The sequence below is a fragment of the Methylomonas sp. BW4-1 genome (assembly GCF_052474385.1).
Window position 1 is genome coordinate 4,501,232 of record NZ_CP184125.1, and the last position, 12,971, is coordinate 4,514,202.

The window sequence follows — 12,971 nt, forward strand, 5'->3', positions numbered from 1 at the left end:
GCCGTCGAAAGGAGTTAAATTCATGCGTACCATGAAAGTTCGGACCCGTTTAGGCTTGGGATTCAGCGGGGTCCTAATGTTATTGGTCATGATTGCCGGCATCAGCATCAACGGCATGAACGGCCTGCTGTCCAACATCGACAATATGGTCAACGATAAATTTCCGAAAACGGTCTGGGCCAATAATGTCATCGACAATATCAATATTATCGCCCGCTCCATGCGCAATACCCTGATTGTCAAAGACCAAGCCACCATCGACAAGGAACTGAGCCGTATCCAAGACTCGCGCCGTGCTATCAAGGAAAACCTGGATAAACTCGACGAGAGCATTGCCAGCCCGGAAGGCAAAGCGCTGCTGCAAAAAATACAGGCCGCCCGCACACCATACATTGCCGCCCAGGATCAGTTCATCAAATTGGCAGCAGAGGGTAAGCAAGCAGAAGCTGCGGATTTCTTGCTGTCCCAAGTCAGGAAGTTACAAACCGAGTATATTAACGCGGTAGCCGCGCTTATCGAGTTTCAAACCAAATTAATGAAACAATCTGGAGACGAAGCCAAGGAAACGGTTAATCAAAGCGTGAACTTTATTACCATACTGGCGCTAGTTTCCGTGGTGCTTGGTGGTGTTGCCGGCTATATGATCACTAAAAGCTTGATGACGCAACTTGGCGGAGAACCAAGCTATGCTGCCGAAGCAGTCAATACCATGGCCGCCGGCGACCTTTCCGTGGCGATAGAACTACGGGAAGGCGACAGCAGTAGTTTGCTGTACGATTTAAAAGGCATGCGCGACCAGCTGAGCAACGTCGTTCAGCAAGTTCTCGGTAACGCCGACATGTTAAGCTCGGCATCCAAGCAAGTCAGCGCTACCGCGCAATCGATCAGCCAAGCCACCACCGAGCAGGCGGCTAGTGTCGAAGAAACCACCAGCTCCATCGAACAACTCAGTGCGTCCGTTCAACAAAATACCGAAAACGCACACGTCACCGAACAGATAGCCGGCAAATCCGCCAGCGAGGCCAAACAAGGCGGGGAAGCGGTGATCGAAACCGTCAACGCCATGAAACACATTGCCAAAAAAATCGGGCTTATCGAAGATATCGCCTACAAAACCAATTTGTTGTCCTTAAACGCGGCAATCGAAGCCGCTTCCGCCGGCGAACACGGTAAAGGCTTTGCCGTGGTGGCGGCGGAAGTCCGTAAACTGGCGGAAAGCAGCCGCACCACAGCGGCGGAAATCAACGAGTTGGCGTCCAACAGCGTCTCGATTGCGGAAAAAGCCGGGGTGCTCATCGGCCATGTGCTGCCGGACATTGTGAAAACAGCGGACTTGGTCCAAGAGATCAATGCCGCGTCAGCAGAACAAGCCAGCGGTATCAAACAAATCAGCGAGGCCATGCGGCAGCTGGATAGAGTGACGCAACAAAACGCAGCCGCCTCGGAAGAAATGGCCGCAACCGCCGAGGAATTGAACGGCCAAGCCGAACAACTGCAAAGCGTGGTGGGTTTTTTTAAGTTAGCGAACAGTTGAAAGTACTTTCACGCCGATCTTGGCATAGAAAGCAAACCCACGTCAGCAACCCAACCAACAACCAAGCTGTAGACCCTGAGCCGATGCCCAACAGACCAAAAATCCTCAAACAAACCGTCATCGCCCAAACCCGACAATTCTGCATCGAAGCGCTGGACCTGGAGTTTAGTAACGGCGAGCGCCGCCAATACGAGCGCCTGGCCCGTAGCGCTTCGCACGGCGCGGTACTGGTGGTGCCGATGCTGGATGCAGACACTGTGCTGCTGGTTCGGGAATACGCCGCCGGCATCCATCGTTACGAGCTGGGTTTACCGAAAGGCAAGCTGGATGCCGGCGAGGATATGCTGGACGCCGCCAACCGTGAGTTGAAAGAAGAAATCGGTTACGGCGCGGCCAAATTACACCATTTGCACCGGGTATCGCTGGCGCCGGCCTATCTGGAACACACGATAGATATTATTCTTGCTGAAGACCTGTATCCGGAAAAACTGGTCGGCGACGAACCTGAAGAACTGCAAGTGGTACCTTGGCCCTTGAATAGTATCGATACCTTGCTAGCCAGCGGCGAATGCAGTGAAGCGCGCTCGATTGCCGCGTTGTACATGGCATTGGCACATCTGAACGGGCGCGGCTGAGGAATCGAACCTTAAATCTTGAACAAGGGCTCCAAACCGTCATCGCTTTTGCCTTTGCCTTTGCCGCTGACCGCTGCCGGTTTAGTGGAAAACACCTGCCAAAGAGTCTGGCCTTGCCAGTCCTGACTTTGGCCGGAATATAGCAAGCGATTCAGCGCCAAAATCTCTTCACGCAGCGCCTCGGGACAATGCGCCGCAATCGCCCCCAAACTCTCCGCACCGAACTCGGCCTTACCCCATTGCAGCAAGGCCTGTTTGGCGGCCTGCGGGTTATTTTCCCAACAAGCACGTTTCAGGGTCTTTTCCATAGCGGTTTCCGGCACCCGTTCAACAGGCTTATCCTTAGATACTTTGCCGGAAGGGCGGCGATAAAACACAACAATGGTCAGCAGCCAGCCCAGCGCCAACGTCGCCGATACCGCTTGCCAAAAGCGGGTGTCGCTGCTGTTGGTCACGGTAATCGGCGACGTGGTCATCGGGCTAGTTACCGGCTCTTGCGGCGTGCTTGATGTAGCGGGCGGTGCGGAATTTTGGGCATCCGTGCTGCCGGCTAAAGCCGTGAGCTTGACGCTAGGCAGATGTGCAGTTTCCGTTTTCTGGGTTTTGGTGTTGAACCAAACGATGTCCAGCGCCGGCAAGGTATATTCGCCGGGCTTGGAAGGGATGAAGGCGATTTTTTCCTCGCGCAGCGCGGTTAAGCCGTCGCTGTCTTTGTCTTCCTTCAGCAGCGGTTGGTCGGGATAGGTTTTGATGCCGTCGATAGTCGTTTTATCGAGCAGCTCCGGCAACTGGCCGACCGTGGTGCCTTTCGCGCTCAGTGTGAGGGTGCGGGTCAAGGGTTCGCCCACTTTGGTTTGCAAGCCGGCGTCGGACCAAGCTTCGCTGAGTGTTAATGACTCGGCGCTCAACCAGTTCGGGCCTTTAAAGCTGGCCGGCACCGCTTGCACGTTTAAAGTGATGGCTTTTGAAGCCACCCGCCGAGTTTCGGTATCCGGCCGATTGAAGAAGCCGTTGAAACGCGGTTGGCGTTGATTGCTCAGGTATTCGGCATTCAGAATCAGCGGCGCAATGGTAAATACCCCGCTCTGTTGCGGAAAAATGGCATATTTGCGCTCGGTCACCCAGTAATCCACGCCCTTGACTTGGGTGGCGTAGGTGCTGTCCTCGCCCAGCTTTTCGACCAGCGCATCCTTAATTTCCGGCTCGCTAAGGCTGGCCTGGGTAATCTGTACTTTGCGGAACAACTTCAGCGTGTACAGCACCTGCGACTGCACGTAAGGTTGCTCGGGCGTGGCGGTCACGTCCAGAAATATGTCGTCGTTGCCTTGCGGAGCGGCGGTATTTTCGTTGACGACCAGTTTTAACGGCTTGCTGCTATCGGCACCGAAGGCAATCGGCGGGATAAACAACTCGCCGGCTTGTTTGGCCATCGCCCGGACTATCCATTGTTCAGTCCGGCTACTTTTGCCGTTGACCCAAGAGGAGCTGGTGCTGCGCTGCTGACTGAGAATTTCAAAATTCTCCTGCAAGGGCGCAAACTCCGGATTGCCGTCCGGCTCTTCGCTGGCGGTAAAGGTAATTTGAAACGATTCATTAAGGCCAACCGGGTTGCGATCAACCGCTACTTGAATCTCCGCCGCCTGTATCGCGGCGCTGATCAGCATTAACAGGCCATACAGCAGCCACGAGTAACTATGTCTATGTATACAATGGATCATTTACTTCATTGAAAAAGGTTTATGAACATCAGGGCGGTCATCAAACCAGCCGTATAACACCGGCAATACCACCAAGGTCAGCAGCGTGGAACTAATCAAGCCGCCGATCACCACGATAGCCAAGGGCTTTTGCACTTCCGAACCTGGGCCGATGGCGAATAAAAACGGCACCAGACCCAGCAAGGCCACCGTGGCGGTCATCATCACCGGCCGAAAGCGTTGTTCGCAGCCGCGCCGTATCGCATACTCCAGACTCAGGCCGCTTTCGCGCTGGGAGCGAATATACGAGACCAACACCACGCCGTTCAGCACCGCGATGCCCCACAATGCGATGAATCCCACCGACGCCGGTACCGACAGGTACTCGCCGCTGAGAAACAGCGTGATGATGCCGCCTATCGACGCAAACGGCAGCACCAGGATAATCAACGCGGCAAAGCGCAGCGATTTAAACAACATAAACAGCAAAAAGAAAATCGCCGCGATAGTGACCGGAATGATCATCTGCAAATGCCCCAAGGCCCGTTCCATATTCTGAAATTGGCCGCCCCATTGCAGATAATAGCCTTCCGGCAATTGCACTTTGTCGGCCACGGCTTTTTGCAGCTCGGCGACGAAGCCGCCCAAATCCCGGTCGCGCACGTTAATCCCTACCACGATGCGGCGCTTACCCATTTCCCGGCTGATCAAGGCCGGACCATCATTTAAGGTGATATTGCTGACATCGCCGAGCGGCACGCGCGCGCCGTTCGCGGAGGTCAGCATCAGCGCGTCGATGGCACCGATATTGTTCCGAAATCGCTCCGGCAAACGCACCGCCGCCGAAAAGCGCCGTTCGCCCTGATAAATCTCGGTAGCCACCTTGCCGGCTATCGCGGTTTCTATGACATCGTGAATGTCCGAGGCATTCAAACCGTGGCGCGCAATGGCTTGCCTATCGACGGTAATATTCAAGTATTGTTGGCCGGTCAAACGCTCGACCCGAATATCGCGGGCACCGTTCACGTCGTTCGCCACCCCGGCAATGGCGTCTGCCAGGCGTTTCAGTTCAGCCAGATCGTCACCGAAGACTTTCACCGCCACGTCCGAGCGCACGCCGGTGACCATTTCATCCACCCGGTCGGAAATCGGCTGGGCCATCACCACCTGCATGCCGGGCAAGTTTTCGGTGAGTTTCGCGCTCATCGCATCGGCAATATCGTCCTGAGTCCAGCCTTTCGGCCATTCTTCCCGCGGTTTCAATGTAACGATAGGCGTGGACTCGTTTTGCGCTTGCGGATCGGCGGGACTTTCGCCGCGCCCCACACCGCTGACCACGGTTTTTACGCCGGGGATTGCCATCACCATTTTCATCGCCTGCATCTCCACATTGATGCTTTCCTCAAGTGAAATGTTCGGCATCCGGTTAATGCCCGGCACGATGGAGCCCTCCTTCATTTCCGGAATGAACGATGTGCCCAGCAAGGGCAGTAAGGCTAAAGTCGCGGCAAACACACCGACCGCACCGCCCACCACCTTCAGCCGATTGGCCATCGCCCAATCCAGCATCCGTAAATAAATCCGCTTGATGAAAGCGATCAGCCGGGTGTCATGTTCGCCGTCGTGACCTTCCAGTAAAAAGGCACAGAGTACCGGCGATAAGGTCAACGACACGATCAACGAAATCAGCAAGGCAATCGCAATGGTATAAGCCAGGGGCGCGAACATCTTGCCTTCCATGCCTTGCAGCGTCATCAGCGGCAAAAATACCAGCACGATGATGCCGACACCGAACAATACCGGCGTGGCCACTTCCTGTGCCGCGGTCTGCACCACGCGCACCCGGCTGGTAGCGCGGCCCTTGCGTTCGCCGAGCAAACGAAAAGCGTTTTCCACCACGACCACCGAACCGTCGACCATTAAACCAATGGCAATCGCCAAGCCGCCCAGCGACATCAAATTGGCGGACAGACCCAGCTGATTCATCGCGATAAACGTCACCAAGGGCGTGACGATCAAGGTGCTGACCACGATCAGACTGGAGCGGACATCGCCCAGAAACAGGAACAACACGATCACCACCAACACAATGCCTTCCAGCAGAACTTTGGTCACGGTATGCAAAGCCGCATCCACCAAATCGCTACGGTCGTAATAGGAAACAATTTTCAGGTCATGCGGCAGCATGCCTTTCGCGTTGATTTCCGCCACTCGCGCCTTAATACGACTGACCACTTCCTTGGCGTTGCCGCCGCGCAGCATCATGACAATGCCGCCCACGGATTCGGTGTAGCCGTCCTTGAGCACTGCACCCGCCCGGACTTCGTGGCCGATTTTGACTTCGGCGACATCATGCATATGCACCGGTACGGAGTCTTCTTCCTTCAAGACGATATTGCCGATGTCCTTGACGTCGTTGATCAAGCCGACGCCGCGAATCAGATATTGTTCGGCATAATGCGGCAGCACGCCACCACCGCTGTTGGCGTTATTTCTGGCCAGCGCCTCGAATACTTCAGTTAATGAAATCCGGTAATGATGCAAGCGGTTGGGATCAACCAACACCTGGTATTGCTTGACATAGCCGCCCTGGGAGTTAATTTCCGCCACGCCGGGAATCCCGCGCAACAACGGCCGTACCACCCAGTCCTGCGCTTCGCGGCGCTGTTGCAATTCCTCCTGGGTCAAGGCCCGTTTGCCATCGTCGTCGCGTTCCAAGGTGTATTGATACACCTCGCCCAAACCGGTGGACACCGGCCCCAGCACCGGATTGATGCCTTGCGGCATCTGCTGCTTCACCTCTATCAGCCGTTCCATCACTAACTGCCGGGCAAAGTAAACCTCGGTCTTATCGGTAAAAATTAACGTGATCAAAGACAAGCCGTTCTTATTCATCGAACGCATTTCTTCCAGGCCGGGCAGGCCGGCCATCGCTATTTCCAATGGCACGGTGACCAATCGCTCCACTTCATCCGGCGATTTGCCGGTCGCTTCGGTGGCGATTTGAACCTGGATATTGGTGACATCCGGAAATGCATCCACCGACAACTGCTGCACGGCGCGCACGCCGAACAGCGTGACCGCCACTGCCAGCACCGCCACCAGAACACGTTGATGCAGAGCGGCTGCTATTAGGCTATTAATCATGCTCTACTCCAATGTGCTGCGCAGGCGTTCGTTATTTAAATGAAACGCGCCGCCCACGACAATTTTTTCACCCGCTTTCAAGCCTTCCAGTAAGGGCCGTTTCTGCGCTTCTTCGCGGCCCAAACGTACCGGGCGCAATTCGAACCGGGCGGCCGCGGTTTCCACAAACACAAAATCCTTATCATTTTCCCTGACCACCGCCTGGCTGGGCACGATCAAGGTTTGCGAACCGGGCTTGCTGATTTTTAGAGTAGCCAGCATCTGCGGCTTAAACAGACGCTGCGGATTGGCCAGGGCCATGCGCACCGTCACCGTGCGGGTGTCCGAATCGACCATATCGGCGACGTAAATCAACTTACCGCTAACTTCCTGCCCCGGCAGTGCAGGCACTTCGGCGAACGCTTGATCGCCTTGCCGCGCCCAATGCGCTTGTTGCTCGGGAATTTCCGCCACCAGCCACAGCTGCGACAAGTCCGCAACCGTGTACAAGGCGTCTGCCGGCTGTACCACCTGGCCGATGGCGACGTTACGTTCGATGACGACGCCGTCTATGCTGGCGGTAACCGGCGAAAAGGAGTGAATGCTGCGTTGTTTGTCTATGCGCTGCAAATCGGCATCCCTCATGCCCATGACCCGCAACTGGTCGGCGGCGGCGCGTAAATCCACATCCGCTTCAGTCAACACGCTCTGCCGCTCCTGAAACTCGGCTTCCGAGATCACGCCGCTTTCCAGTAGACGCTCGGCACGTTTGACGGTAATCCGCCGCAAATTGACTTGTGACGCGGCTTTTAGATAGTCGGACTGAGCTTTACCGAGCTCGGTGCTGTTCAGTAGCGCCAGACGTTCGCCTTTTTTTACCGCTTGGCCGAGCATGGCATCGATTTCGGTAATCCGCCCGGTAACCGAGGCGCCGATGCGCGCGACCCTATGTTGATCCAACTCCACCCTGGCCGAAAGATTCAGCGACTCGCCGACTTCGCCGGGTTTAACCTCGGCGATGCTCAACAGCTTTAACAAGGCGGGCGAGGCTTCCAGTAACGGTTTATGATCCGCGCCAACGGCGGGCAAGGCAAAACTCAGCAAAAACAGCGCTGCCATAAGCGGAGAAGAGCGGAATGACGTATGGAGCTTGGCTTTCATGGTATGTCCTTTAAGCAAAAAATCTTTTCAAACAACTAACAAATCACGGGCTACTTCTACGTTGCCAGGTGATTTTCTAGGTCGTCAGGTAATCTAACGATGTAAAGCGAATGCCGATGCAAGCAATGTTGGCGTATAACTCAGGTGTCGCCTATTGCGCTTTAGGCCGACAAACCCAATGTGGCAAAGCGTTAAATTGCGGCCTCGGGCGGCTTGGCGCTGACCAACACCTTGTCAATACGAGTACCGTCGATGTCGACGATCTCGAAACGCCACTGCCGATATTCGAAGTTGTCCGTTACTTGGGGAATTTTTTCCAGGTAAAACAAAATAAAGCCGCCGACGGTGTGATAGGCGTTGTCGGCTTCGCCGGGCAAATTGCCGTCTATACCGATCACCGTCTTCAAACGCTGAATCGATAAGCCGCCATCCACCAACCATGAGCCGTCGCTACGTTGCACCACATCGACGTCCAGATTGGTGCGGCTGGGCAGATGGCCGACGATGGCTTTCAGCACATCGCTCAGCGTGACCAAGCCTTCAATATCCCCATATTCGTCGACGACCAGCGCCAGATCGGCTCGCTTTTCCTGGAAAAACTCCAGTAATTGCCTTAGCGTCATAGCTTCCGGCACGTATAGCGGCGTATGCAGGATCGGCGCTATATCCAAGGTCTCGCCGGCCATCGCCAGTTTCAGCAGATCGCTTCTCTGCAAGATTCCGACCACATTTTCCAGACCGTCCCGGCAAATTACTGCCCGGGCGTAAGGACAGTCGGCAATTTCCGCGCGCACTGTCGCTTCCGGATCGCTTAAATCAATAGCGTATATTTGTTGCCGGGGCGTCATGGCCGCACCCAGCATTTGTTCATCCAGTTGCAAGACGTTACCGACCAAATGGCTTTCGCTGGCATGAAATACCCCGGACTCCGCACCGATTTCCATCAGCAGTTTGATTTCTTCGTTGGTGACACTGGTCTGCGGCGGCCGATGCGCGCCAAATAGCCGCAGTATCAGCGTACTGGATGAAGACAGCAGCCAGACGATAGGGCTGGCAACCAGTGACAGGGTGTGCATGGGCCGGGCGATAAACACCGCAATCCGCTCCGGATGTAGCAAGGCCAGTCGCTTGGGCACCAGTTCACCTATGACTACCGAACAATAAGTAATCAGAAATACCGTGGCGATTAATGCAATGCTCTGGGCATAGGGCGCCAGCAGGGGAATGTTCTGCAGTTGCCGATACAGGGGCTCGGTCAAGGCATCCTCGCCCAAGGCGCCACTGAGAATGCCGACCGAGGTAATGCCGACCTGCACGGTAGACAAAAATCGGGACGGGTCCTGGTGCAATTTCAGCGCGGTGCGCGCCCCCGCGCGTTTTTCGCCGGCCAATTTCTGCAAGCGCGCCAGTCCGGAAGAGACCAGAGACATTTCCGACATTGCAAACACACCGTTGATCAGGATTAAAATCAGTATCAGGCCAATATCCATCGTTTCATCGCGTCCAAAATTAAAATGTGTCGGTCTTAGGCTAATTCGTTCCGGATTCCCGATCCGTCAATTTACCAGGCCGGACCGGCCGGGTTAGCTCGATTGCGCTGACCGTATTGATATTTGAATTTACGCTTTAGTAAGCCCGTCGGCTCGTCGGGTATGCGCTTCAACAATTGCTCGTTGGCGCGCTCGGTTTCGTTTTTTTCCGTGGCTTGCGCGGCTTGTTCCTGGTCTGTCGGCTCTTGCTTGGGCGGCTGCGGCTCAGCTTGCTGTTTGGCCTCGGCTTCGGATTGTTGGTCTTCTTTCGCCTTATTTTGTTCCGCGTCCTGCTTGGCGTCGGCTTTTTGCTGGTCTTGCGGTTTTTGCTCCTGCTGCGCATCTTTGTCGGCTTGATCGGGCTTGCCGTCCTGCTGTTGCTGATTTTGCTGTTGCTCGGACGAATCCGGTTTATGTTGATCTTGGTGGTCCTGCTTTTGCTGGTCTTGCTGTTGATTCTCCTGCTGCTGTTCCTGTTCTTTCAGCTTCTTCTCGACCAGCTCCTTATTGTATTTCGCATCCTGATGCTTAGGATCAAGTTGCAGCGCCTGCTGATAGGCTTGCACGGCTTCTTGCAACTGGCCGGCCTGAGCCAAGGCATTGCCGCGGTTGTAATGGCCTTCCGCGCTTTGGGTGTTTTTCAAGGTCTCGGCGGCTTCTTGGAATTTACCGGCCTTGTATTGGGCGGCGGCGCGCCAATCCGGATTGTCGAACTGCTCGGCGGCTTGTTGATATTGCTGTTGCTCGAAAGCCTGCTTGGCGCGTTGATCCGGCGTTTGCCACAAGCTCTGCCAGTCCAGCGCGTAGCTGTTTTTCGGCAACGGCAACAAACACAGCAAGGCCAATAACAAACCTTTTCTAAATTGCAAAGCCGCCCACGGTAACACAAGCAATAACAGCCAGGGCCCCTTTTCATCCCATTGTTGCAGCAACAGATTGCTATCCAAATTTTCGTTACCGGTTTCGGCGCTATTGAATAAACGCCCCAAATTCTCGACGTCCGCATCGTTTGCCGTCACCGGCTGATAAATGCCGCGACCGTGTTGCGCCAGCGTGTTCAACGCGGCTTCGTCCAACTTGGCGACCACGATGGCGCCATTGCTATCTTTTAAAAACCCGGCGCCTTGTAGCTGGATAGGCGCACCTTCCGGCGTGCCCATCGCCAGTACCGAGAGCCGGTAATCGCCCAACCAGTGTTCGGCCTGCTCGGCGACATCGCTATCAACGCCGTCGGTGACCAGCAGGATATGGCCCTTGACCAAGCCGGCCTGGCGCAGCAATGCCACCGCCGCATTCAATGCCGCACTGGTGTTGCTGCCAGGGCTGGGCATGATGTCGGTGGTCAGGGCGCTTAGCTGGCTATCAATGGTCGCGGTATCGTTGGTCAATGGTGTAACGGTAAACGCATCGCCGCCGTAAACCAGCAGTGCGGTTTGACCATCCTTGCGCTGTTTTAATAAATCGGCAATTTTGTAACGGGCCTTGCCGATACGGCTGGGTTTGATGTCGGCGGCATCCATGGACTTGGACAAATCCAACGCAATCACCAGCGCGGCATCGTTTCTAAAGGCCGGGCCGGGCAAGCGCTGCCAAGTGGGGCCGGCCAGGGCGATTATGGTTAGCAACGCGGCAAAGCCGGCACCGAACAAAGGGCCACGCGATGCTTGCAACGGTTTGTCTTGCAAAATAAAGGGCAGCAACTCGGCATCGCACACCTCGCTCCAGTTGCCGCGTCCTTGTCGATGCCGCACCAGCAAAATCAAAAACAGCGCGGCCGGCAATAATGCCAGCAACCACCAGGGCCGCAGGAAATGAAACTCGGCAAAATTCATGACCACCTCAAGCGGGCCAAGGTTAAGCATCCCGTCAATAGCAAAGCCAGACCCAGCGGCCAATAAAATAGCTCACTGCGCGGCCGAAAATATTGTTTGTCTTTTTCAACCGGCTCCAGTCTGATCCAGCATCCGGTAGATTTTCTCCAGTTCTTCGGTATTACGCGCCCGGAAATAATGGCCGCCGGTGGTATCGGCAATCGCAGTCAGGGTTTTTTCGTCCAGATCGGCGGACGGATTGACCCGGCGGGTACCGAACAGGCTGCGCACCAATACTTCATCGGCACCTATGCCTATCGTGTAGATTTTCAGCTTATGTTCGGCGGCCAGTTCAGCGGCTTTTATCGGCGTTAATTCACCAGCGGTATTGGCGCCGTCGGTTAATAAAATCAACACGCGGCTGGCATCTTGCTGTTGTTGCAGGCGCTTGATCGCCAAGCCGATGGCGTCGCCGATGGAGGTTTTCGGGTCATCCTCGGTGATGCCGATAAACGCCTCGTGCAACAAGGTTTGCACGGTCTTGCGATCAAAGGTTAAGGGCACATGCAAGTAAGCTTGCGTGCCGAACAGGATTAAGCCCAGGCGGTCGCCGACCCGGCGCTGAATAAACTCGCCGGCCACTTGTTTAATCGCGGTTAAGCGGTCCACGCGCTGTTTGCCGATGATGAAATCTTCCTCCTGCATACTGCCGGAAACGTCCACCGCCAGCATCAAATCACGGCCGCTGACCGCTTGCTCGATGGGTTCGCCCAGCCATTGCGGACGCGCGGCGGCCAACAGTAAACAGGCCCAGGCAAAAGCTGCCAGCCATAAAGGCCAACGCCGTTCGCTGCTGACCACCCGCGTTTCGCTGGTACCAAGATCATCCAGAAACGGTACTTTCAATGCCGCCGTTTGCGCGACGGCACGCGCCGGCAACAGCCAACGCAATAGCAGCGGTAGCGGCAATAGAGATAGCAACCAGGGCCAATACAATTCGATCATCGTTTTTTCGCCTGTTGTTTCAACCAGCGTTCGCACAATTCAAACAAGGCCTCCAGTTCGGTATCGGCGGGCGGTGTTTGCCGATAATGGCCGTCGGCCAGACAACGGCCGGGGCCTTGGCTAAACGGTGCATCCGGCAGGGATTGATCCAGATAGCTAAGCCAGGCTTCGCCGCGCAAGCTCGCGGCATCGCTACGCGGCGCCGTACTAATTGCTACACGCCGTAACAGAGCCGATAAAGCCACCAAGGTTTGTCTGGCGTCGGCGCTGCCGTCCCGGCGAAGCGCGGATAACAATTTGCCGGCGGTTTTCACCGCTGTCTGCCGGCGGATGCGTTTATAAAAATACCAGCACAAAAAAATCAACAACGGCAGCAATACCGCTAACAACCACCAGCCCGGCGCCGGCGGCCAAAAAGCCACCGAATCGGGCAAATGAATATCTTTTAAGGGCAATGGTTCCATATTGAATAT

General features: G+C 55.4%; 8 protein-coding genes and 1 pseudogene. 2 read left to right on the plus strand and 7 right to left on the minus strand.

What is annotated here, in order from left to right; translation table 11 throughout:
• Window positions 1-22 precede the first annotated feature (22 nt).
• Window positions 23-1,534 (plus strand): methyl-accepting chemotaxis protein, encoded by a 1,512-nt coding sequence (locus ACH5Y9_RS20845; protein ID WP_445367441.1) that lies wholly within the window; start codon window positions 23-25, stop codon window positions 1,532-1,534.
• Between the two features lie 83 nt (window positions 1,535-1,617).
• The gene (gene nudE, locus ACH5Y9_RS20850; RefSeq protein ID WP_033157587.1) at window positions 1,618-2,169 is read left to right on the plus strand and encodes an ADP compounds hydrolase NudE; all 552 of its coding nucleotides are present in this window, start codon (window positions 1,618-1,620) and stop codon (window positions 2,167-2,169) included.
• A gap of 11 nt (window positions 2,170-2,180) precedes the next feature.
• Here nudE and ACH5Y9_RS20855 read toward each other — a convergent pair whose 3' ends face one another.
• The 7 genes and pseudogenes from ACH5Y9_RS20855 to ACH5Y9_RS20885 form a co-directional block, all read right to left on the minus strand.
• Entirely contained in the window at window positions 2,181-3,887 is a 1,707-nt protein-coding gene (locus tag ACH5Y9_RS20855) for a BatD family protein (RefSeq protein WP_445367442.1), read from the minus strand.
• The gene (locus ACH5Y9_RS20860) at window positions 3,888-7,013 is read right to left on the minus strand and encodes an efflux RND transporter permease subunit (RefSeq protein ID WP_445367443.1); all 3,126 of its coding nucleotides are present in this window, start codon (window positions 7,011-7,013) and stop codon (window positions 3,888-3,890) included. It lies immediately after the preceding gene.
• A gap of 3 nt (window positions 7,014-7,016) precedes the next feature.
• Window positions 7,017-8,153, minus strand: a complete 1,137-nt coding sequence (locus tag ACH5Y9_RS20865) for an efflux RND transporter periplasmic adaptor subunit (protein WP_445367444.1) — start codon at window positions 8,151-8,153, stop codon at window positions 7,017-7,019.
• Between the two features lie 191 nt (window positions 8,154-8,344).
• Window positions 8,345-9,643 (minus strand): hemolysin family protein, encoded by a 1,299-nt coding sequence (locus ACH5Y9_RS20870; protein ID WP_101053690.1) that lies wholly within the window; start codon window positions 9,641-9,643, stop codon window positions 8,345-8,347.
• 71 nt (window positions 9,644-9,714) lie between these two features.
• A complete protein-coding gene (locus tag ACH5Y9_RS20875) occupies window positions 9,715-11,514 on the minus strand; it encodes a VWA domain-containing protein (RefSeq protein WP_445367445.1) in 1,800 nt (599 codons plus the stop codon).
• Window positions 11,511-12,498, minus strand: a pseudogene (locus tag ACH5Y9_RS20880) (vWA domain-containing protein). Before ACH5Y9_RS20880 ends, ACH5Y9_RS20875 begins: the two are co-directional and overlap by 4 nt.
• Complete coding sequence (locus ACH5Y9_RS20885) at window positions 12,495-12,962, minus strand: DUF4381 domain-containing protein (RefSeq protein ID WP_445367446.1); 468 nt, start codon at window positions 12,960-12,962, stop codon at window positions 12,495-12,497. The pseudogene ACH5Y9_RS20880 and the gene ACH5Y9_RS20885 overlap by 4 nt, the downstream one beginning before the upstream one ends.
• Window positions 12,963-12,971: the final 9 nt, after the last annotated feature.